Origin of the sequence: Burkholderia sp. MSMB617WGS, from assembly GCF_001532025.2 — a bacterium.
Taxonomy (GTDB): domain Bacteria; phylum Pseudomonadota; class Gammaproteobacteria; order Burkholderiales; family Burkholderiaceae; genus Burkholderia; species Burkholderia savannae.
Map to the genome: position 1 here is coordinate 2656513 of NZ_CP013458.1, position 20381 is coordinate 2676893.

The following is a 20381-nucleotide window of genomic DNA, read 5'->3' on the forward strand; positions in this document are numbered from 1 at the left end:
CGCGAGGTCAACGACCATGATCAACATCCTCGTCGCTTCCGAAGACGCATCGCGGCTCGCGCATCTCGCGCGGCTCGTCGGCGATGCCGGCCGCTATCGCGTCACGCGCACGGTCGGCCGCGCCGCGCAGATCGTGCAGCGCACCGACGGCCTCGATGCATTCGACATCCTGATGATCGACGGCGTCGCGCTCGACACCGCCGAGCTCGCCGCGATCGAGAAGCTGAGCCGCCTGCATCCGGGCCTCACGTGCATGCTCGTGACGACCGACGCGTCGTCGCAGACGCTGCTCGACGCGATGCGCGCCGGCGTGCGCGACGTGCTGCCCTGGCCGGTCGAGCCGCGCGTGCTCGACGCCGCGCTCGAGCGCGCGGCCTTGCAATGCACGCAGCGCGACACGCCCGACACGCGCGTCGTGTCGTTCATGTCGTGCAAGGGCGGCGCGGGCACGAGCTTCATCGCGGGCAACGTCGCGTACGAGATCGCCGAAGACTCGAAGCGCCGCACGCTGCTCATCGACCTGAACCAGCAGTTCGCCGACGCCGCGTTCCTCGTCAGCGACCAGACGCCGCCGTCGACCATCGCGCAGCTCTGCGGGCAGCTCGAAAGACTGGACGGCGCGTTTCTCGACGCGAGCGTGGTGCGCGTGACCGAAACGTTTCACGTGCTCGCGGGCGCGGGCGATCCGCTCAAGGCCGCAGACCTGCGCGAGGACGCGCTCGAATGGATTCTCGGCGTCGCCGCGCCGCGCTACGACTTCGTGATCTTCGATCTCGGCGTGAGCCTGAACGCGGTGTCGATGGTCGCGCTCGACCGCAGCGATCACATCGAAGTGGTGCTGCAGCCGAGCATGCCGCACGTGCGCGCGGCCCGGCGCCTGCAGGAGCTGCTCGTGTCGCTCGGCTGCCCGCTCGATCGCATCCAGCTCGTGTTGAACCGGCAGACGCGCGCGTCCGAGCGCGCGCGCGCGGCGCTCGAGGAAGTGCTGAGCATGCGCGCTTCGTATGTGATACCCGACGATCCCGCCCTGGTCGGCGAGGCCGTCGACCAGGGCGTGCCGCTGTCGCGGCTCGCGCGCGGCTGCGCCGTCGCGCGCAGCCTGCAGGCGTTCGCGAAGCATCTCGTCGACGGCGCGCAGCGCCCGCGGCGCGACGCCGAGCACGACGCGCCGCTGTTCGCCCGGCTCTTCAGCCGCGGCGCGACGCCCAAACTCAAATCGATGTAATACCCGTTCGAGGAGACCATCATGTCATTGCGAGACCAGATGTCCACGCGGCGCGCGCCACCGTTCATGTCCCGAAACGAGGCCGTCGGCGCGGCCACCGCGATGGCGCGCGAAGCGTATCAGAAGCTGCGCCGCCAGATGCACGGCGCCGTGCTCGAGCGCGTCGAGCTCGAGCGCCTGTCACGGCTGCCCGCCGAGCAGGTGCGCAACGAGATCGCGACGCTGATCGCGCGCATTCTCGACGAAGAGAAGCTGCTCGCGAACGATCTCGAGCGCCGCCAGCTGACGATCGACATCTACGACGAAATGTTCGGCTTCGGCCCGCTCGAATCGCTGCTGCGCGACCCGACCGTGTCGGACATCCTCGTCAACACGGCGAGCGCCGTCTACGTCGAGCGGTTCGGCCGGCTCGAGCTGACCGACGTCACGTTCTACGACGACGCGCACCTGATGAAGGTGATCGAGAAGATCGTGTCGCGCGTCGGCCGGCGCATCGACGAATCGAGCCCGATGGTCGACGCGCGCCTGCCCGACGGCTCGCGCGTGAACGCGATCATCCCGCCTTCCGCGATCGACGGCCCGCTGATGTCGATCCGCCGCTTCGCGGTCAACCCGCTGAAGATGGACGATCTCGTCAACTACCAGACGCTCACGCCGCCGATGGCGCAGCTGCTCGAAGCGCTCGCGCGCGCGAAGGTCAACGTGCTCGTGTCGGGCGGCACCGGCAGCGGCAAGACGACGCTCCTGAACATCCTGTCCGGCTACATTCCGGATGCCGAACGGATCGTCACGATCGAGGACGCCGCCGAGCTCCAGCTGCAGCAGCATCACGTGCTGCGGCTCGAGACGCGCCCGCCGAACATCGAGGGCAAGGGCGAGATCACGCAGCGCACGCTCGTGCGCAACGCGCTGCGGATGCGCCCCGACCGCATCATTCTCGGCGAAGTGCGCGGCGCCGAAGCGCTCGACATGCTCAACGCGATGAACACCGGCCACGAGGGCTCGCTCGCGACGATCCACGCGAACACGCCGCGCGACGCGCTGACGAGGCTCGAGAACATGATCGGCGTCGCGGGCCTCTCGCTGCCGCCGAAGACGATGCGCCAGCAGATCAGCTCGGCGCTGTCGGTCGTCGTGCAGACCACGCGCCTCACGGACGGCAAGCGCAAGATCGTCAGCATCCAGGAGCTGACCGGCATGGAAGGCGAAATCATCAACATGCAGGAGATCTTCACGTTCAAGCGCACCGGTCTCGACGCGAACGGCAACGTGCTCGGCCACTTCACCGCGACGGGCGTGCGGCCGAAGTTCACCGAGCGTCTGAACGCGTTCGGCATCCAGCTGCCCGACGCGATGTACGATCCCGCGCGCCGCTTCGAAGTGGCGTAAATCCCGCGCCGCATGAAGGAGCCTGTCATGGACCCGATCTTCTACGGTTTCATCCTGCTGCTGTTCGTCGCCGTGGTGCTGGCGTTCGAAGGCGTCTATCAATGGTGGAACGCCCGCCACGGGCCGGCCGCGCGCCGCATCGAGGCGCGCATCCGCGCGATGTCGGCGGGCGGCCAGGTGCAGAAGGAGCGGCTGTCGATCCTCAAGGAGCGGATGCTCAACGACGCGAAGCCGCTCGACCGCCTGCTGATGCGCCTGCCTCGCGTGCAGACGCTCGACCTGATGATCGAGCAATCGGGCCTCGCGTGGTCGGTCGTGAAGCTCGCGTGGATCTCGCTGGCGATGCCGTTCGTCGTGTTCGTCGCGCTCAGCTTCGCGCCGCTGCCGCTGTGGGCCGCCGCCGCGGTGTCGGTCGCGATGGTGAGCCTGCCGACGCTGTTCGTGCTGCGGTGCCGCACGCGCCGCCTGCGCAAGCTCGAACGCCAGCTGCCGGACGCATGCGACATGATCGCGCGCGCGCTGCGCGCCGGCCACGCGTTCTCGAGCGCGATCTCGATGGTGGGCGGCGAATTCGCCGAGCCGATGGGCGGCGAGTTCCGGATCACGTTCGACGAGATCAACTACGGCGTGCCGCTTCAGGAAGCGCTGCTGAATCTCGCGACGCGCGTGCCGGTGCCCGACCTGCGCTACTTCGTGATCGCGGTGCTGATCCAGCGCGAGACGGGCGGCAACCTCGCCGAGCTGCTCGACGGCATTGCGCTGCTGATCCGCGAGCGCTTCAAGCTGTTCGACAAGATCCGCGTGCTGTCGGCGGAAGGCAAGCTGTCCGCGCTGATCCTGACGCTGCTGCCGTTCGGCACGGCGGGCCTGCTGTCGATCATGAATCCCGACTTCATCGCGGTGCTCTGGCAGGACCCGGCCGGCATGCTGCTCGTCGGGGTCACGATCGCGTCGATGGCGTTCGGCATCCTGTGGATGCGGCACATCATCCGCATTCGCGTGTGAAGCGGCGCGCGGCACATCCGGCAATCAATCATTCGTTGAACGACATTCGGGGACTGTCATGGAAAATCTCAACGTCACGCAAATCCTGCTGCTGTTCGGCCTGTTCGCGGCCGTCGTCGCGGGGGTGATGGGCGCGTGGCTCGCGCTCGCGCCGCGCGGCTTCGCGCGCCGCCTCGAGCAGATCGGCGGCGCCGCGGTTGCGACGGGCGACGGCCCGGCGCCGCCGGCCGTCTGGGTCGAGAAGCTCGCCGAAATCTCGCAGCCGATCTCGAAGCTGTCGCTGCCGAAGGCCGGCTGGGAGAATTCGCCGCTGCGGCTGCGCCTCATCAACGCCGGATGGCGTTCGCCGGGCTCGGCGCACCTGTACTTCGCCGCGAAGACCGTGCTCGCGCTCGCGCTGCCCGCGGCCGCGATGCCGTTCATGATCGGCACCGCGCTCGGCGACAGCCCGTACTCGGTGTCGGCGATGCTCGTGCTGATCGGCGCGTTCGGCTTCTATCTGCCGAACGCCATGCTGGCGCGCCGCATCGCGTCGCGCCAGCGCATGATCGTCGAGGATTTTCCGGACGCGATCGATCTGCTGACCGTGTGCGTCGAAGCCGGCCTCGGGCTCGACGCGGCGCTGACGAAAGTCGCCGACGAGCTGCGGCTGCGCAGCCCGGTCGTCGCGGACGAGCTCGGGCTGATGCTGCTCGAGATGCGCTCCGGCTTCTCGAAGGAAGCCGCGCTGCGCAACCTCGCGCTGCGCACGGGCGCCGAGGACGTCGACGCGTTCAGCGCGATGCTGATCCAGGCGGACCGTTTCGGGACGAGCATCGGCGCGTCGCTGCGCGTGCTGTCGGACACGCTGCGCACGCAGCGGCGGATGCGCGCGGAGGAGCGCGCGGCGAAGATCGCGCTGAAGCTGCTGTTTCCGCTGATCTTCTGCATCTTCCCGGCGCTACTGACGGTGCTGCTCGGGCCCGCGTTCATCCATATCTACCGGACGCTGCTGCCGACGATGACGGGCGGTTGAGCGGCGCTCGCGGCGGCGCCGGACGGTATCGCCGTGCCGCCGGCGCCGCGCGGGCGGCCGGCCCGCCGCGCCGACGACAAGAATGCGAAAGCCGCGCGGCGGGCGGGGCGGGGCGGGGAAAGCCGGCCGCGCGCCGCGTTCGGCGGCCGCACGTTCGCCGCACGCCCGCGCCGTCCGATTGCACGATCACCCGATCACCCGAAAGAAGACACGCCGCGCATGCGGCGTGAATCACGTACGGAAGGCGCTCGCGCTTGCCCCGCCGCGCGCCGCGCTCAGAGCCCGTTTGAAAATGGATGAAATGGCGAATTCCAGCTCATCTGGCCCACGCCTGCATTCCTTGCCCACGGGCTACTTTCAAAGCAGCGCTCTACATCAGCGTGGCTACGAGGGCGGAAATTTGCATTTCCAAACGGGCGCTAAGCGGGTTTGGCCGCGAGATCGAGCACGGAGCCGTCGCGCTTGAGCGTCGCGAGCACGATGCTCGAATTCGTCGACATCACGCCGCGCGCGCGGTGCAGCTTGTTCATCACGAACTCGGAGAAGTGATCGAGGCTGCGCGCCCGCACGGTCAGCACGTAGTTCGATTCGCCCGTCACCACCTGCGCGGCGACGACTTCCGGCCACGACTGGATCGCGGCGACGAACGAATCGTGCCAGTCGTCGATGTCGGGCCGCATCGACACATGCACGAGCGCCTCGAATTCGACGCCGATGCGCTTCGGCGCGATCACGCACCGATAACCTTCGATCACGCCCTGCTCCTCCATCAGCTTGACGCGCCGCAGGCACGCGGACGGCGACAGCGCGACCGACGTCGCGAGGTCCTGATTGCTGATGCGCCCGTCGCTCTCCAGCTCGCGAAGAATGCGCATATCGGTACGATCCAGGCTCATTTCGCAGAATCCCGCAAAAAAACAATCTCAATTCGCAGACTCTATCACGACGAAACGTAGGCAAGCACGATTTCCGAAGCACATTTCATTTTTTCGTCGATAACATGCGCCCCATGAATCGTGCAGCGGAGGCGGCCCGCAAGGCCGCACGCGGCGCGGCGGCGCGGCCTGCGGGCGATGCGACGCGCCGCGCCGAGCCGCTGTTTCCGCCACCGTCACCCGCAAGCCGCCTCCACCATGTTCGAACACATCCACGCGTACCCCGGCGACCCGATCCTGTCGCTGTTCCAGGCGTTCCAGCGCGATCCCGAGCCGCGCAAGGTCAACCTCAGCATCGGCCTGTATTACGACGAAAGCGGCGCCGTGCCCGTCCTCGACAGCGTGCGCGCGGCGGCGGCGCGCCTGAGCGAGCGGCACGACGCGCACACGTATCTGCCGATGGAAGGCATGGCCGACTACCGGCGCGCGCTGCAATCGCTGCTGTTCGGCGCCGGCAGCACCGCGTTGCGCGACAAGCGGATCGCGACGGTGCAGACGGTCGGCGGCTCCGGCGCGCTGCGTCTCGGCGCGGACCTGCTGAAGCGCTATTTCCCCGACAGCGCGATCTGGATCGGCGATCCGACATGGGACAACCACCGCGTGCTGTTCGCGGCGGCGGGCCTCGACGTGCACACGTACCCGTACTACGACGCGGCGACGAACGGCATCCGCTTCGACGCGATGACGGCGACGCTCGACACGCTGCCCGCGCGCGCGATCGTGCTGCTGCAGCCGTGCTGCCACAACCCGACGGGCATCGACCTGTCGCGCGAGCAGTGGCGCGAGCTCGCCGCGCTGTGCGGCCGGCGCGGGCTGATCCCGTTCCTCGACATCGCATATCAAGGCTTCGGCGACAGCCTGGACGACGACGCCTGGCCGATCCGCGCGATGACCGACGCGGGGCTGCCCGTCTTCGTCAGCCATTCGTTCTCGAAGAATTTCTCGCTGTACGGCGAACGCTGCGGCGGGCTGTCGATCGCGTGCGCGAACGAAAGCGAGGCGGCCCGCGTGCTGAGCCAGATTCAGGCGGGCGTGCGCCGCATCTATTCGAGCCCGCCGCTTCACGGCGCGCGGCTCATCTCGACCGTGCTGAACGACGCGGCGCTCGCGCAGCAATGGGCGCGCGACGTCGCCGCGATGCGCGAGCGCATCAAGCGGATGCGCTCGGCGCTCGCCGCGCGGCTCGCTGCGCTCGTGCCGGGCGCGTCGTTCGACTACCTCGTCGAGCAGCGCGGAATGTTCAGCTACACCGGCCTCGCGCCCGCCGAAGTCGACGCGCTGCGCGAGCGCGACGGCGTGTACCTGCTGCGCTCCGGGCGCGCGTGCATCGCCGGGCTGAGCGACGCGAACGTCGATCATGTCGCGAACGCGATCGCCGGCGTGTTGAAGACGCGCCGGGCGCGCGTCGCGGCGTGATGCGCGATGCGTCGCGGCGTGATTCGTGATGCACGGCATCCGGGCTGAAATCGAAAGGCAAAGCCGGATGCCGCAGCCGAATTCCGGAACCGAAGCCGGGTCCGGGTCCGGGTCCGGGTCCGGAGTCGAAGTCGAAGTCGAAGTCGAAGTCGAAGTCGAAGTCGAGGCCGAAGTCGAAGTCGAAGTCGAAGTCGAAGTCGAAGCCGAGGCCGAGTCCAAAGCCGAGTCCGAGTCCGAGTCCGAGGCCGAGTCCGAACCCGAAGCCAGCCGGCGCCCCGAGCCGCGGCGCGCGAGCGCCGCGACGCCCGCGGCCCCGCTCCAATAATCAGACATCCGAAAGAGTCCCCCCATGCCCGCACTGATTCCCGTCGATCTGCCCGCACCCGCACAGCCGTTCTCGTGGGCCACGCACGCGCACGGCCTGATGTTCACCGCGCACGGTCCCGTCGATGCGACGGGCGCGATCATCGGCGGCGACATCGCGCGGCAGGCGCGTCTCACGCTGTCGAACCTCGCCGCAACCGTGCGCGCCGCCCGCGCGCAGATGCAGGACGTCGCCCAGGTGCTGCTGTACGTCGCCGACGCACGCGACATCCCCATCATCGATGCCGTCTACCGCGAGTTCTTCGACGCACCGTACCCGAACCGCGCATGCGTCGCGGTGCACGGCTTCGCGCATCCGGACATGCGCATCGAACTCGTCGCGCACGTCGCGCTCGGCCGCGCGGCCGACTAGTTTCGCATTCGATCCACGCGCCGCCGCCCGCCGACGAGGCCGGCGGCGGCGCGCGCGGAGCGCGTCGCAACACGGACGGCGGCGGCCCGCTCGCCTCGCCGCGGCAGTTTGCCGCGCGGCGAGGGCTTCCCGCCGTCCGGCACAACGACACATCGACAAGGAAACGAAGATGAACAGGTTTGGAGCAACGACATGGCCGGTCGCGATCGGCATCGCGCTGTCGGGCCCTGCATTCGCGCAGAGCTCGGTCACGCTGTACGGGATCGTCGATCAGAGCATCCGCTACACGACGCACGCGGACGCCGCGAACGGCGGCGCCGTGCAGATGGCGAACGGCGCGATCACGAACAGCCGCTGGGGCCTGAAAGGCGCCGAGGATCTCGGCGACGGCCTGAAGACGATCTTCCGCCTCGAGAACGGCTTCGAGCCGCAATCGGGGCAAGCGGACGGCGCTCGCCTGTTCGGCCGCTACGCGTACGTCGGCCTGTCGGGCCGCTTCGGCACGGTCGAGCTCGGCCGCCAGACCACCGAGGGCTTCAACCTGTTCGGCGATCTCGATCCGCTGACGATCGGCAACTACACGGCGAACATGTGGCCGTACTTCCTCACGCAGGGCTACGCGAACAACGTCGTCAGCTATGCGAACACGCTCGGCGGCCTCGCGCTCGGCGCGAGCTACGGCTTCGGCGGCGTCGCGGGCAGCATGAGCCGCAACGCGTACTGGGGCGTGCGCTCCGCGTACACGCACGGCGCACTGACGATCGGCGCCGTCTATCAGCAGACGCGCGACGCCGGCGGCCGCGCGCAGCAGATGTGGGGCGCGGCGGGCCGCTACGCCGTCGGCCCCGCGACGCTGTTCGTCGGCTATCTCGGCGGCAAGGACGCGACGGGCACGATCGATCGCGACTACCTGAACGATCCGGGCCGCACGGTCGCCTACGGCTCGTTCGCCGATCATCCGCGCTACGACACGATCGGCTACGCGGGCGCCGCGTACCGGATCGATCCGGCGATCACGCTCACGGGCGCGTTCTATTACGATGCGATCCGCAACGTGAACGGCATCGACGGCAACGGCGGCAAGCGCTACGCGGGCGTGCTCGAAGCGGAGTACGCACTGTCGAAGGCGACGCAGGCGTACGCGAGCGTCGACTACAACAAGGTGTCCGGCGGCGCCGTCACCGAGATGCCGGGCCGCGGCAATCAGACGGGCGTCGCGGTCGGCCTGCGGCACATGTTCTGACGAACGGTCCGGATCGTTCACGCCAATCGCGCGGGCGCGCCGCGGCGCGCCCGCCATCCATAACGACAATCGGAGGAGCATTCAATGAGTTCGGAAGGGCAATTTCACGCGATCGCGGCCCGCGAAGGCGGGCTGCGCCGCACGCTGAGCGCCAGCCAGATGACGATGATCGCGATCGGCGGCGCGATCGGCACGGGCCTCTTTCTCGGCAGCGGCTTCGCGATCGGTTTCGCGGGGCCGAGCGTGCTGATCAGCTATGCGATCGGCGCGCTGATCTCGCTGCTGCTGATGGGCTGCCTCGCGGAGATGACGGTCGCGCATCCGACGTCGGGCTCGTTCGGCGCGCACGCCGAGCACTACCTCGGCCCCTGGGCGGGTTTTCTCGTGCGCTACGCGTATTGGGCGTGCATCGTGCTCGCGGTCGGCACCGAAGTCACCGCGATCGCGCTGTACATGAAGTACTGGTTTCCCGCGGTGCCCGGCTGGATCTGGATCGCGGGCTTCTCGGCCGTGCTCGTGCTCGTCAACGCGCTGAGCGTCGACGTGTTCGGCTCGGTCGAATACTGGTTCTCGGTCGTGAAGATCGCGGCGATCGTCGCGTTCATCGCGATCGGCGGCTACGTCGTGTTCGTCGATCCGTCGCTCGTCGCGGGCTCGAACGCGGGCGCGCCGGGCCTGCGCCATTACGTCGAGCACGGCGGCTTCTTCCCGAAAGGCGCATGGGGGATGTGGGTCGCGGTGATCGTGTCGATCTTCAGTTACCTGAGCATCGAGATGATCGCCGTCGCCGCGGGCGAGGCGCAGGACCCGGAGCGCGCGGTCACGCGCGCGTTCCGCTCGACGGTCGTCCGCCTCGTGCTGTTCTACCTCGTCACGCTCGCGCTGATGCTGGCGATCGTCCCATGGACCGCCGCCGGACGCGACGAGAGCCCGTTCGTCAAGGTGATGACCGCGATTCACCTGCCGGGCGCGGCGGGCGTCATCAACTTCGTCGTGCTGATCGCCGCGCTGTCCGCGATGAACAGCCAGCTCTATATCACGACGCGGATGATGTTCAGCCTCGCGTGCGCGGGCCACGCGCCGCACGGCCTCGGCCGGCTCAGCGCGCGCGGCGTGCCGCTCAACGCGCTGCTGCTGTCGACGGCCGGCATCGCGATCGCGACGCTCGTGAGCATCGTCTACCCGGACGCGTCGTTCACGATCATGATGGCGATCTCGATGTTCGGCGCGATGTTCACGTGGATGATGATCTTCGTCACGCACTACTTCTTCCGCCGCAAGCGCGCGGCGAGCGGGCTGCCGGCGGCCGGCTTCCGGATGCCCGGCTTCCCGTTCGCCACGCTCGCCGGCGCGGCGCTGATGCTCGCGATCATGGCGACGACGTACTTCACGCCCGAGTTTCACATGACGCTCGTGTTCGGCGTGCCGTTTCTCGTCGCGCTGAGCGTGCTGTATCTCGCGCGATATCGCCGCCGGCCGGAAGCGCTCGCCGACACGCAGACGCTGCCGCGATAAGCGCGCCGCCGCCGTGCGCGAAGCGCGAAGCGCGAGGCGCGGGGCGCGAGACGTGGAGCGCGAGGCGCGAAACGTCAGACGCACGCCGCACACGCGGCGGCGCGCATCACGACGCCCGGCCCGCTCAGGCCGGATCGAGGCTCGCCTCGTTGACGGCCGCGCGCAGCGCGACCATCGCCGTGCGCGCGCCGTCCCCGTCGCGGCCGTCGATCGCCGCGACGAGCTTGGCGGCGGCGTCGCGGATCGCGTCGTTGCGCTCCTGCAGCGTCGCCGCGTCGAGATCGATCGCCATCACGCCCGCACGCGCGACCTCGGCCATCTGCCGGATGAACTGATTGCGGCTCGCCTCGACGATCGACGCATGCAGCAGCTCGAGCGCGCGGCGCAGCGCGTCGGGCTCGATCGCCTCGCGCAGCGCCGCATGCGCGGCGCGGATCGCGCGCCGCTGCGCGTCGTCCGAATGCACCGCCACCTGCGCGGCCGCCTCCGGTTCGATCAGGTCGCACATCGCGGCGACGTCGAGCAGGAAATCCGTGTCCGACGCGATCCGCATCCGCCACTGCATCACGTGATCGTCGAACAGCCGCCATTCGCTGCGCGGCGTGAGGCGCGTGCCCGCCTTGGTCCGCGCGTGCAGCATCCGCCGCGCGGTCAGCATCCGCGTGACCTCGCGCATCACCGAGCGCGGCACGCCCAGCTCGCGCGCGAGCACGTCCTGCGGCGGCAGCAGGCCGGACGTGTATTCGCCGTCGACGATGCGCGTGACGAGCTCGTCGAGCACGCGCTGCACGCGCGGGGACGCCTTCAGCGAACGGCGCTCGGCCGAATCGCCGAACGGTCTCGCCAGCGCGCGCGCCGGGTTAAGGAGATGGTTGGTATCAAAGGAGTTCATCGTACTCATCCAAGTTCGGAACGGGGTTCCTTCGCTGAAAACGGAAGGCGCGACGACGTGAACGCATCCGCAACGCGACGAACGCATGCGAAGGCGGGACCGGCTGCGACAATCGCTGCCTCGGGAATAAAAAGCGCGATCGGAGCATGTTCCGATCGCAAGGCCACTGCCGCAGACAACCGGGCCACCGGGCGGCAGATGGGGCGCGACGCGCGCGGGGCGCGTCGTGACAATCGATTCGATGCGCCCGGGCGCGTGCCGGGCGCGAAGGAGCGGAAAGCGGGCGAGCCGGGCGCGCGCCGGGCCGGCGCGGCGGCATCGGCGCGCAGCGAGGAAATGACCTGTTCCTGTTCCCGCGCACACGGCGATCGGCGCGCATCCGGCGAGTCCGGCGCGCGCGACGGTTTGGCCGCCGCATGCGCGGCGCCCGCGCGCGGCACGATCGCAAGCGCGAACGCGTGCGCCGCGGCCGGACGCTCGCCGCGACCTCGCGCCTGTCTCAGGAAACGCAACGCGCAGCGCCGTCGCAGCGGCGCGCGCGCGACGAGGCATGGACGTTGCCGTACAATGCCGACAGCCATGGTGGGGTCTTCGCTGAAAGTCTTCCGTGGTCAGGCCGCGCCGGGTGTTGGCGCACCTTGCGCGGCCGCTCGCATCACTGCATTCGTCCTATATCCGCATCTCTCCCGTAATCCCGTCCGCGTGCGTCGAGCACGGCGCGCCGCAGCCGAAGAACGGCGCGCCGCACGGGCTCACGCGCATCCCGTCGGCAAGCGACGTCCAGCGCAGATCGGCCGGGTCGGCGGCCATCCAGCCGCCCGCTTTCGCAATCAGCACGCAATCTGCGATCGCATCGAAATCCGCCCGAAAATGCACGGAGCTCTTGTTGACCAGAATCTTCATCGTTTCCGGCGCGACGCCTGCGATCCGGTAGAAGCTCCGGTCAGTCATCTGCACGCGCGCCGACGTGACGACGACGCGCACGTCGCCGATCCGCAGGCACGCGGTCGGGCCGAGCTCGAGCGTCGCGCCCTTGAGCATCGGGCCATGGCAATGGCAGCGGCCGTTCGACAGCGACTCGACGCGAAACGTCCCCGTGAACGGCAGCCCGCTCTCCGCGCCGAGCGTGATCTCGAGCGACGCGCCGAGCCCCGCCGCGTGCGCGGCGCACGCGGCCGCGGGATCGAAGAACAGCCCGAGCGCCGTATCGGGCGCGCGATGCGTGACGAGCGCATGCAGCAAACCCGTCGTGTTCGAGCCGCCGCCCGCGCCCGGGTTGTCCTGCGTATCGGCGATCACGACCGGCTTGTCCGCGCGGCGCGCGATCCGGATCGCTTCCGTCACCGCCTCGTCCGCCGACATGAAGCGCACCGACCACTCCGATTCGATCGACACGACGTGCTCGTACAGCGCGTCGACGGCGCGCGCGAGCTGGACGGGATCGGCGCCGTAGCCCCAGATCGAAGGCCCGCATTCGGCGAAGTCCGCGGCCGGAAAGCCCGGCGCGAACGACAGCGACCGCACGCCGCCCGTCTCCAGCCGGTCGAGCAGCCGGAACACGCTCTTCGAAGGCTCGAGCGACGTGCACATCGCGTTGACCGGAATCAGGAACGGCACGCGCCGCGCGGCCCGGAAATGGCGATGACGGCCGCGCTTGCCGAGCAGCGTGTCGAGCAGCGCGATCGCGCGGCGCCCGGTGTCCGCCATGTCGACGTGAGGATAGGTGCGATATGTGACGAGCGCGTCCGCGCTGTCGAGCATTTGCCGCGTGACGTTCGCGTGCAGATCGAGCGACGCGACGATCGGCACCCGCGCGCCGACGGCCTCGCGCAGCCGGCGCAGCAGTTCGCCTTCGCCGTCGTCGTAATGCTCGGCCGCCATCGCGCCGTGCTGGTCGACGTAGATGCCGTCGGCGTCGCACCGCTTCGCCGCGTCGACGATCTCGCCCGCGATCCGCTCGAACGCGACCGATTCGACGACGCCCGACGGCGCCGCGTCGGCCCAGATCGCGGGCAGCGCGACATGCCCGGCGTCTTCGATCGCCGCCAGCGCGCCCGCGATCGGCAGGTTCATGCCCTTCAGCCGGTGCATCTCCGCGCCGCGCGACAGCGGATAGCGGCCGCCGTCCGCGACGAAGCTCGCGTAGGACGCCCTGCTCGGTGCGAACGTGTTCGTCTCGTGCCGGAATCCGGCGACCAGGATCTTCATGATGCGGCGGCGCTCCATTTCTTCGCGTCGACGCGGTTCGCGAGCAGCACGATCGCGCCCGCGACGAACAGCGCAACCATCACCATCAGCCCGGCCTGCAGGCTGCCCGTCGTGGTCTTGATCCAGCCGATGACCGTCGGGCTCACGAAGCCGCCGAACAGGCCGATCGAATTGATGAGCGCGATGCCGCCCGCGGCGACGTCGCCCTTCAGATAATCGGCGGGAATCGCCCAGAACACCGCGTAGGCCGAATACATCAGCGCGGTCGCCGCGACGAGCGCGACCATCGCGACGACGAAGCGATCGCCCGCGACCACCGTGACCGTCAACGCGGCCGCGCTCAGCAGCAGCGCGATCGCGCTGTGCAGACGCCGCTCGCCGCGCTTGTCGGAGCGCCGGCCGATCACCTGCATCGCGACGATCGCCGCGAGATAGGGCAGCGCGGTCAGCGCGCCGATATGCAGCAGGTTCTTCACGCCGGCGCCGCGCAGCAGCGTCGGCAGCCAGAAGCTGACCGCATAGAGACCGCAGATGATCGCGAAATAGGAGAACGCCATCGCATAGATTCGTGGATCTTTCAGGACCTCGCGAAACGCGGTGTGCCGGCTTGCCGCGCGCGGCGCCGAACCGATCTCGGCGAGCAGGATCGACTTCTCGCTCTCGCTCAGCCACTTCGCGTCGGCGGGCCGCTCGCTCAGCGTGAAGAACAGCACGACGCCGAGCAGCACCGCCGGCAACCCTTCGAGCAGAAACAGCCACTGCCAGCCGGTCAGACCATACACGCCCGCGAGCTGCGTCATGATGAGCGTCGACACCGGCCCGCCGATCACGGCGCCGACGGGTCCCGCACACAAGAGCATCGCCATCGCGCGCGCCATTCGCGCCTCCGGATACCAGCGTGTCAGACAGAACAGCATGCCGGGGCTGAAACCCGCCTCGAACACGCCGAGCAGGAAACGCAATGCGTAGAACGTCGTCACGTTGGTGGCGAACATCATCGCGACCGATGTCAGCCCCCACAACACCATGATGCGGCTCAGCGTGAGCCGCGCGCCGATACGGGTGAGCCAGAGATTGCTCGGCACCTCGAACGCCATGTAGCCGAGAAAGAAGATTCCGGCGCCAAGGCCGTACACGGCCTCGCTCCATCCGAGGTCCGTCTGCATCGCGAGCTTCGCGAAACTGATGTTGATGCGATCGATATAGGCCGTGACGTAACAGACTGCGAGAAACCCGAGGATGCGGATGTCGACCTTTCGATAGATTCGCGAGCGCGCGTTTCCGGAAGCGTTCTGTTCTCTCATATGGCCCGTATTGGAATCTGCGTGCGCGTACTCCCGCGCTCATTTGTCGTGGCCATTATCTCCATACTGTATGATCCCAGTGACAGCAACTTTGGTGTACGGCCGTTGCTTTGCAAGGCAACAAGTGTATGGATCAATCGTTCCAGGTCAATCTCAACCGCCTCCGCTACTTCCACGCAATCCTCGACCACGGATCGATCCGCGCGGCGGCAGAACGGCTGAACACCGCGCCATCCGTCGTCAGCCGGCAGTTGCAGCTGCTCGAGAGCGAAATCGGCGCACCGCTGTTCGAGCGCCGGCAGCACGGCATGATCGCGACCGAAGCCGCCACCCTCCTCGTCGAATACACGCACGCGTGCCGAATCGGATTAGAGCAATTCCACGAATCCTTGCACGGCGAATTGCGCGGGCGCGTCGAGATCGCACTGACGGTCGGCTATGTCGAAGACCTGATGGATTCCGTTATCACACGTTTTTTGCATCGGCATCCGCACGTATCGGTCGCATTGAACGTGCGCACCGCGGACGGCGTCGTAGATGACGTATTACGCAAACGTGCGCATATCGGCCTCACGTACAATCCGTCGCTGCCGCAAGAGATTCGCGAGTGCCTGAGCGTCGCGCATCCGACGTTTCTCGCGGTCGCGCCCGATCATCCGCTCGCGAAGCGCGGCGAGCCGCTCGAATTGCGCGAGGCCGTCAGCTATCCGCTCGCGCTGATGCCCGCGCCGTATTACGGCGTCGGGCAGATCGTGCACACCGTCGCGCATGCGGAGAACATTCCGCTCGCGCCGCGGCTCGTCACGAACTCGGTGCCCGCGATGCGGCGCTTCGTGCGTTCGGGCAACGGCGTCGCGTTCCTCACGCGCCTGCTGATCGAAGACGATCTCGAATGCGGCGAGATCGTCGCGCTGCGGATGCGCAATCCGCTGTTCAACTCGCCCTGCGGCAAGGTGCTCGTTCACAACGAGCGCGCGCTGCCGCGCGCGGCGAACGAGATCCTCGCGCAGATCGTGCGGGATTTGCCGTCGTTCAAGGTTTGACGCGCGGCGCGCGAAGCGCCGCCGGCGCGCGATCGTTGATGCGCGCCGACGCGGCACGCGCACGTGAGCGCGGGAGCGCATGAGCGCCAGCGCGTCGCGCGAACGATGCGCCCGGCCGATGCGGCAATCGAAAACGCTCCGCTCGATCGGTTCTCCGAACGAATCCGCACGCCGAAGCGGCCCCGCGATCGGGCGCACGAACGTTCGGGCTGCAACGCGCAGATGCGATCGTCGGGCTTGCCGATCGCGAAGCGTCGTTTTTCTCAACGCGCCGGCATATGCGAACGTCGAGCGGCGGCATGCATTCGCGGACGGCGCTCGACAGCGCGGCCGACTCGCTCGAAGCCGGCGATGCCCGATATCCAGCCGAACCGCGATCGCCGCTCGATCTCGCGCCGACGCACGCAATGTGTGCACATTAGCCGTCGCGCCCGAAGCATTAAAAACATATCCGCCGCACCGTTTCCTGAAGTGAAACGATGCGCGCCGCGCGCCGTGCGCCGTGCGCCGTGCGCCGCGCGCCCCAACGCCGCATCGTCCCGCAAGCGCGCACAGCGCAAGCCGAGCGTGACCGTTCCCTCGACCATCACCGCGCGGGCGCGCCCGATTTCGCTCATTCATCTGCGCGCGGAAGAATTTATATGCGATATATGCGACGATGGACATCGCCGCCGTTCGTCGCGACGCACGTGCGCCTCGCGCGTCGGAACATCCGTTGCCTGCATTCTCGATTCACGGCCGGCCGCCTCGTGGCCTGCCGAACGCCAACGCGGCGAGCGTGCGGCGCGCGAGCCGAGACTCGCGCATCTCGCGCATGCTCGCCGCCCGTCAGGAGCACGCGATGCGGATATTCGAAACGATCGCCCTGCTGTTCTCGCGCGCCGCCGGCCGGCGGCCGCGTTCCGAAGGCTTGGCCGGTTCGCGCGTCGGCGCGCGCGCGGCGTGCCGCGCCTGTCCGTCGCGCCGCGCGCATGCGGGCCGTCCGCACGCCGCGCACGTGCATGCGCCGCAGGCGTCGCGCACGCGGCGGCCGCCGTTCGAGCCTCGGCGTCCCGAGCGGTTCGGCGCCGGCGACGTCGAGCCCGGCTCGTCGAACGCGCCCGAGGCGGGCGGCATCAAGCTGTGAGCGCGCGATGGCTACCGGCAAGACGCCCGCCCGCAAAAGCGCCCCGCGCAAGACCGCGCCCCGTCCGCCCGCGTCCGGCCGCAAGCGCGCCCGCACCGCGCAGGAAAAATCCGGCCGCTACTGGTCGAACGACGTGACGCGGCACAGCAACGCGCTCGATCTCGAACCCGACATCTTCAAGTCCGACGACCCCGAAGCGATCGCGCAATCGCTGAAGCGCTCCGCGCTCGACAGCACGCGGCGCAAGGCCAATCCGTTTCAATCGGCGATGTCGATGCTCAATTTCTACGTGAACCGCGCCGGCCGAAACCTTCCGAAGGCGCGCCGGGAAACGCTCGAACTCGCGAAGAAAAAATTGCGCGAGGCGTTCGGCCGCAAGCCCTGACGCATCCGCCGAGACGAGCGCCGATCGGCCGTTGCGGACGGCCGGCCGGCGTTGCGCCGAGCGCGCTTTCCCGCTCGCGGCCGTCATCGTCGTGCGATGCCCAGCGCGAGCACGACGAGAAGGATCACGGCGAACGCATAGAGCAGGATCTTCGCGATCTCCGCCGCGCCGCCCACCGGCGGCGACGCGACGCGCCACCCCGCTAAAACTGGTAATTGATCGACACGTCGACGGCCGAATCCGTCGAGCGCTGCGCGAGCGGACTGCGCGCGGCGCTGCCGACGAGTTGTTCGACCGCGCCGTCGGCCGTCACGAACCAGTGCTTCGTGACGAACCAGACGAGCGTCACGCCGCCGCCGACCGACTTCACACCCGCGCTCGGCGCATAGCGCGAATAGCCGGAGCGCGCCGCCTGCGCGTCGTTCACGCCGAACCAGCTGTTCATGTAGCGCGAATCGGCGAACGTGACGGTCGGCCCCGCGAACCAGTAGAACGTTTCCGAGCTGCCGGGCAGCGGCATGTACGCGGCGAGATCGGCGACCCAGCCGTTCGCGCCGCCGACGCTGCGGCGAACGTCCGCGCGCAGCACGAGCGGGAAATCGCGCGAGATCACGTAATCGGCCGACAGCTTGATCACCGCCGCCGGATTGACGTTGCCGACGCCCGTCAGATGACCGCGGTCGTCGGCCTCGCGGCGGCCGAAGTCGTAGCCCACGGAGATCGTCGCGCGCCAGTTCGGCCCGCGCAGCACGTTGACGCCGATCCCCTCGCCCGTCGACACGAACCACAGGTCGCGATAGCGGACGTCGAGGGTCGGCCCGGCCATCGGACGATACTGGTTCGAGCCGTCGTAGCGCGGCTGCAGCGTCGCGGCCGCGCCGACCGCGATCTGCCATGCCGGCTGCTGCGGATCGAAAAGCTTGTCGAGCGGCACGCCGGCCGAATACTGCCACTCGGCGGCCGGCGACGGCGTCTGCGCGCGCGCCGAAACGGCCGCCGCCGCGCACGCGATGCAGACGATGCCGCGCACGGCGCGATCGATGCGATCGATGCGATCGATGCGCCGTCGCGCCGGCGCGCGGCGCGGTGCGACGGCTCCCCGGATTGGAACGGCTCGTGCGTCGGCCATGTGCTGTCCTCGTTGTTCGGATTGTTGTCGCCGCGGCGAACCCGCGCGCGAACCAACCTTTGCCGGCACGCGATTGCAGCACATCGCGCGCCCCGACGCCACCGGCGCCACCGGCGCCTCGAGCGCACGCCGGCGCGTCAGCTCAAGCCTCGCGCTCGACGCGATCCGCGAACAGATTCAGCGCGCGCGCGACCTGACGCCCGAAGTAGCCCGGGCGCTCACGCTCGTACGCGCGCAGCAGCGTCGTGCATTCGCGTTCCGCCCAGCGCCAGTATGGCCCCTGCTTCGCGAAAGCCGGATGATCCCGCAATTCGGCCGGCACCGTGTGCTCGTCGTCCCATCCCCAGAAATACGCCTGATGCGAACGCGAGAACGACATGCCGACCATGCTCGCGACAATTTCGTCGTGGCGCATCGTGAAGTCGATGACCTCCGTTCGCGCGAGCCCGGCGGCATCGGTGTGGCGCGCCTCGATCCAGCAGTGATAGCGCGCGAGCTGCGACAGATGCTTCGCGGCGCGGCGCCGCTCGCGCGTCGAGCAGAGCACGAAGAGTGTGTCGTCGCCGAAATCCATGACCTCGCCGCCCGCGACGGGCCGATACCGCGTGCCGGTCAGCATGGTCAGCACGCGCGCGCCGACGATCGCGTAATCGGCGCAGCGCATGTAGCCGTTCTTGGTCGTCGCCTCCGACACGCTTCGATGGACGACTTCGTCGATGACGGGACGCAGCGCCAAGCTGATCGGCACGGTCAGAATCGGGGAGTTTGCTGCGGATTCGTGTTGCATCGGGACTGAACGCATTCAGCCGATCATTGGTCGGCGCGGGTGGGAGCCGCGGAATTATTACTTTTCGTTACATTCGGCTGTGTCGATTTTGGAAAAGATCTGTGTACTTTTGTCGAGATCGGCGCACGAAATGCTGCCTGCCGCGACAACCGCTCCGTCGCACGCCAAATCGTTCGTCGCCGCCCTCATTCGCGGCCGCGGACGGCCCGGCCCGGCCGTTCGTTCGCTCGTTGGCCCGTTGGCCCGTTGGCCCGTTCGCCCGTTCGCCCGTTCGCCCGTTGGTCCGTTGGTCCGTTGGTCCGTTGGTCCGTTGGTCCGTTGGTCCGTTGGTCCGTTCGTCCGTTCGTCCGTTCGTCCGTTCGTCCGTCCGCCGCGCGCAGCGCAAGCGGCCGTGCCGCTCACGCGGCCCCGCGCGGCGCGCTGCTCCGTGCACACGTGCGAGAACCTGAAGTTCGACCGCGGAGCGGCCCTTCGCGCGCCCGCTCGTTGCGCGATGACGGCTGCGTCGCGCATTTTTTTTACCAATGCGCTGTAACGAAAGTGTCGGCCGGATGGATCAACGATCGCACGCTCGGCCACGGCGAACGGATTTCCGCGATGCCGGCCGAAGAGAAGGCGCGCGCGCCGCGGCCGGTCTCGACATCGCGCACGCACCGCACGCCGGCGCGCAAGCCGCGCAACGCGATCGGGCACGCGTTCACCCTCGCCGACGATCAGATCGAGGCGGCGCCGTCGCGGCGCACGCCGCGTCACGGCGACGTGCGCCGCGACGCGCTGCCGCCGCCGCTCGGCGCGACGCTCGCGCGCTCACGGCAGCGCTTCATTGCCGCGTCGCTCGAATACTTCAACGGCGACAAGCCGCGCATCGCCAAGGCGCTCGGCATCGGCCTCGAGCCGCTGCACAACCGGCTTACGCCGATGCGCGTGCGCGAGACCGAAGCACCGCGTTAGCGTGGGCGCGGCGCGCATCGTCTCGCCGGATGCTTTTGAACGAAAGCGCCATGTGGGCGATGCGCCGCCGAGAAACG

General features: G+C 68.7%; 20 protein-coding genes and 2 pseudogenes. 13 read left to right on the forward strand and 9 right to left on the reverse strand.

Annotated features, from left to right (window positions below):
* Positions 1-16 precede the first annotated feature (16 nt).
* From WT60_RS32550 to WT60_RS32565, 4 genes are read left to right on the forward strand one after another with little or no spacing between them, the layout of a single operon-like run.
* Positions 17-1225 (forward strand): AAA family ATPase, encoded by a 1209-nt coding sequence (locus tag WT60_RS32550; RefSeq protein WP_060356479.1) that lies wholly within the window; start codon positions 17-19, stop codon positions 1223-1225.
* Between the two features lie 21 nt (positions 1226-1246).
* Complete coding sequence (locus tag WT60_RS32555) at positions 1247-2614, forward strand: CpaF family protein (RefSeq protein WP_038755047.1); 1368 nt, start codon at positions 1247-1249, stop codon at positions 2612-2614.
* A 27-nt stretch (positions 2615-2641) separates the two neighbouring features.
* Positions 2642-3619: a type II secretion system F family protein gene (locus tag WT60_RS32560; protein ID WP_038755044.1), complete on the forward strand. Its 978-nt coding sequence runs from the start codon at positions 2642-2644 to the stop codon at positions 3617-3619.
* A 58-nt stretch (positions 3620-3677) separates the two neighbouring features.
* A complete protein-coding gene (locus WT60_RS32565) occupies positions 3678-4634 on the forward strand; it encodes a type II secretion system F family protein (protein ID WP_060356480.1) in 957 nt (318 codons plus the stop codon).
* A 419-nt stretch (positions 4635-5053) separates the two neighbouring features.
* Here WT60_RS32565 and WT60_RS32570 read toward each other — a convergent pair whose 3' ends face one another.
* On the reverse strand, positions 5054-5530 hold the full coding sequence (locus WT60_RS32570) for an Lrp/AsnC family transcriptional regulator (RefSeq protein ID WP_038755035.1): 477 nt from the start codon (positions 5528-5530) through the stop codon (positions 5054-5056).
* A gap of 237 nt (positions 5531-5767) precedes the next feature.
* Here WT60_RS32570 and WT60_RS32575 point away from each other — a divergent pair, with 237 nt between their 5' ends.
* From WT60_RS32575 to WT60_RS32595, 5 genes are all read left to right on the forward strand, one after another.
* Positions 5768-6985: an amino acid aminotransferase gene (locus WT60_RS32575; protein ID WP_038755272.1), complete on the forward strand. Its 1218-nt coding sequence runs from the start codon at positions 5768-5770 to the stop codon at positions 6983-6985.
* Positions 6986-7010: 25 nt separating this feature from the next.
* Positions 7011-7310: a hypothetical protein gene (locus WT60_RS34875; RefSeq protein ID WP_186448638.1), complete on the forward strand. Its 300-nt coding sequence runs from the start codon at positions 7011-7013 to the stop codon at positions 7308-7310.
* Between the two features lie 24 nt (positions 7311-7334).
* Positions 7335-7721, forward strand: coding sequence for a RidA family protein (locus WT60_RS32585; protein ID WP_060356482.1), 387 nt, complete (start codon positions 7335-7337; stop codon positions 7719-7721).
* 169 nt (positions 7722-7890) lie between these two features.
* Positions 7891-8964 (forward strand): porin, encoded by a 1074-nt coding sequence (locus tag WT60_RS32590; protein ID WP_038755029.1) that lies wholly within the window; start codon positions 7891-7893, stop codon positions 8962-8964.
* 84 nt (positions 8965-9048) lie between these two features.
* The gene (locus WT60_RS32595) at positions 9049-10479 is read left to right on the forward strand and encodes an amino acid permease (protein WP_038755026.1); all 1431 of its coding nucleotides are present in this window, start codon (positions 9049-9051) and stop codon (positions 10477-10479) included.
* A gap of 124 nt (positions 10480-10603) precedes the next feature.
* Here the strand turns inward: WT60_RS32595 and WT60_RS32600 are convergent, their stop codons facing one another.
* From WT60_RS32600 to WT60_RS32615, 4 genes are all read right to left on the reverse strand, one after another.
* Positions 10604-11371, reverse strand: coding sequence for an FCD domain-containing protein (locus WT60_RS32600; protein WP_052145216.1), 768 nt, complete (start codon positions 11369-11371; stop codon positions 10604-10606).
* Between the two features lie 5 nt (positions 11372-11376).
* Positions 11377-11952: a hypothetical protein gene (locus WT60_RS35515; protein ID WP_231751961.1), complete on the reverse strand. Its 576-nt coding sequence runs from the start codon at positions 11950-11952 to the stop codon at positions 11377-11379.
* Positions 11953-12040: 88 nt separating this feature from the next.
* Positions 12041-13579, reverse strand: coding sequence for a M81 family metallopeptidase (locus tag WT60_RS32610; protein WP_038755270.1), 1539 nt, complete (start codon positions 13577-13579; stop codon positions 12041-12043).
* Positions 13576-14883 (reverse strand): MFS transporter, encoded by a 1308-nt coding sequence (locus WT60_RS32615; RefSeq protein WP_038755023.1) that lies wholly within the window; start codon positions 14881-14883, stop codon positions 13576-13578. The genes WT60_RS32610 and WT60_RS32615 overlap by 4 nt, the downstream gene beginning before the upstream one ends.
* Positions 14884-15011: 128 nt before the next feature.
* Here WT60_RS32615 and WT60_RS32620 point away from each other — a divergent pair, with 128 nt between their 5' ends.
* Positions 15012-15926, forward strand: a complete 915-nt coding sequence (locus tag WT60_RS32620; protein ID WP_038755020.1) for a LysR family transcriptional regulator — start codon at positions 15012-15014, stop codon at positions 15924-15926.
* Positions 15927-16189: 263 nt separating this feature from the next.
* On the opposite strand, the gene WT60_RS34215 is transcribed toward WT60_RS32620, so the two are convergent.
* Complete coding sequence (locus WT60_RS34215) at positions 16190-16543, reverse strand: hypothetical protein (RefSeq protein ID WP_145986937.1); 354 nt, start codon at positions 16541-16543, stop codon at positions 16190-16192.
* Between the two features lie 224 nt (positions 16544-16767).
* Here WT60_RS34215 and WT60_RS32625 point away from each other — a divergent pair, with 224 nt between their 5' ends.
* Positions 16768-17052: a hypothetical protein gene (locus WT60_RS32625; RefSeq protein WP_060356491.1), complete on the forward strand. Its 285-nt coding sequence runs from the start codon at positions 16768-16770 to the stop codon at positions 17050-17052.
* A 7-nt stretch (positions 17053-17059) separates the two neighbouring features.
* A complete protein-coding gene (locus WT60_RS32630) occupies positions 17060-17437 on the forward strand; it encodes a DUF3175 domain-containing protein (RefSeq protein ID WP_038755017.1) in 378 nt (125 codons plus the stop codon).
* Positions 17438-17520: 83 nt separating this feature from the next.
* On the opposite strand, the pseudogene WT60_RS35520 reads toward WT60_RS32630, so the two are convergent.
* The 3 genes and pseudogenes from WT60_RS35520 to WT60_RS32640 all read right to left on the reverse strand — a co-directional run.
* A pseudogene (locus WT60_RS35520) lies at positions 17521-17607 on the reverse strand (DUF1328 domain-containing protein); the annotation flags it as partial.
* Between the two features lie 32 nt (positions 17608-17639).
* A complete protein-coding gene (locus WT60_RS32635; RefSeq protein WP_060356483.1) occupies positions 17640-18566 on the reverse strand; it encodes a MipA/OmpV family protein in 927 nt (308 codons plus the stop codon).
* Between the two features lie 142 nt (positions 18567-18708).
* Positions 18709-19353, reverse strand: coding sequence for a hypothetical protein (locus WT60_RS32640; RefSeq protein ID WP_038755014.1), 645 nt, complete (start codon positions 19351-19353; stop codon positions 18709-18711).
* 666 nt (positions 19354-20019) lie between these two features.
* On the opposite strand from WT60_RS32640, the pseudogene WT60_RS32645 reads away from it, so the two are divergent.
* Positions 20020-20304 (forward strand): annotated as a pseudogene (locus WT60_RS32645) (sigma-54-dependent Fis family transcriptional regulator); the annotation flags it as partial.
* Between the last annotated feature and the right edge of the window lie 77 nt (positions 20305-20381).

Excerpts from the sequence above, each read along its gene's own strand:
- WT60_RS32550 (WP_060356479.1), top strand. The coding sequence starts at position 17 with ATGATCAACATCCTCGTCGCTTCCGAAGACGCATCGCGGCTCGCGCAT.
- WT60_RS32555 (WP_038755047.1), top strand. The coding sequence starts at position 1,247 with ATGTCATTGCGAGACCAGATGTCCACGCGGCGCGCGCCACCGTTCATG.
- WT60_RS32560 (WP_038755044.1), top strand. The coding sequence starts at position 2,642 with ATGGACCCGATCTTCTACGGTTTCATCCTGCTGCTGTTCGTCGCCGTG.
- WT60_RS32565 (WP_060356480.1), top strand. The coding sequence starts at position 3,678 with ATGGAAAATCTCAACGTCACGCAAATCCTGCTGCTGTTCGGCCTGTTC.
- WT60_RS32570 (WP_038755035.1), bottom strand. The coding sequence starts at position 5,530 with ATGAGCCTGGATCGTACCGATATGCGCATTCTTCGCGAGCTGGAGAGC.
- WT60_RS32575 (WP_038755272.1), top strand. The coding sequence starts at position 5,768 with ATGTTCGAACACATCCACGCGTACCCCGGCGACCCGATCCTGTCGCTG.
- WT60_RS32585 (WP_060356482.1), top strand. The coding sequence starts at position 7,335 with ATGCCCGCACTGATTCCCGTCGATCTGCCCGCACCCGCACAGCCGTTC.
- WT60_RS32590 (WP_038755029.1), top strand. The coding sequence starts at position 7,891 with ATGAACAGGTTTGGAGCAACGACATGGCCGGTCGCGATCGGCATCGCG.
- WT60_RS32595 (WP_038755026.1), top strand. The coding sequence starts at position 9,049 with ATGAGTTCGGAAGGGCAATTTCACGCGATCGCGGCCCGCGAAGGCGGG.
- WT60_RS32600 (WP_052145216.1), bottom strand. The coding sequence starts at position 11,371 with ATGAACTCCTTTGATACCAACCATCTCCTTAACCCGGCGCGCGCGCTG.
- WT60_RS35515 (WP_231751961.1), bottom strand. The coding sequence starts at position 11,952 with ATGGCTGTCGGCATTGTACGGCAACGTCCATGCCTCGTCGCGCGCGCG.
- WT60_RS32610 (WP_038755270.1), bottom strand. The coding sequence starts at position 13,579 with ATGAAGATCCTGGTCGCCGGATTCCGGCACGAGACGAACACGTTCGCA.
- WT60_RS32615 (WP_038755023.1), bottom strand. The coding sequence starts at position 14,883 with ATGAGAGAACAGAACGCTTCCGGAAACGCGCGCTCGCGAATCTATCGA.
- WT60_RS32620 (WP_038755020.1), top strand. The coding sequence starts at position 15,012 with ATGGATCAATCGTTCCAGGTCAATCTCAACCGCCTCCGCTACTTCCAC.
- WT60_RS34215 (WP_145986937.1), bottom strand. The coding sequence starts at position 16,543 with ATGAGCGAAATCGGGCGCGCCCGCGCGGTGATGGTCGAGGGAACGGTC.
- WT60_RS32625 (WP_060356491.1), top strand. The coding sequence starts at position 16,768 with ATGCGGATATTCGAAACGATCGCCCTGCTGTTCTCGCGCGCCGCCGGC.
- WT60_RS32630 (WP_038755017.1), top strand. The coding sequence starts at position 17,060 with ATGGCTACCGGCAAGACGCCCGCCCGCAAAAGCGCCCCGCGCAAGACC.
- WT60_RS32635 (WP_060356483.1), bottom strand. The coding sequence starts at position 18,566 with ATGGCCGACGCACGAGCCGTTCCAATCCGGGGAGCCGTCGCACCGCGC.
- WT60_RS32640 (WP_038755014.1), bottom strand. The coding sequence starts at position 19,353 with ATGCAACACGAATCCGCAGCAAACTCCCCGATTCTGACCGTGCCGATC.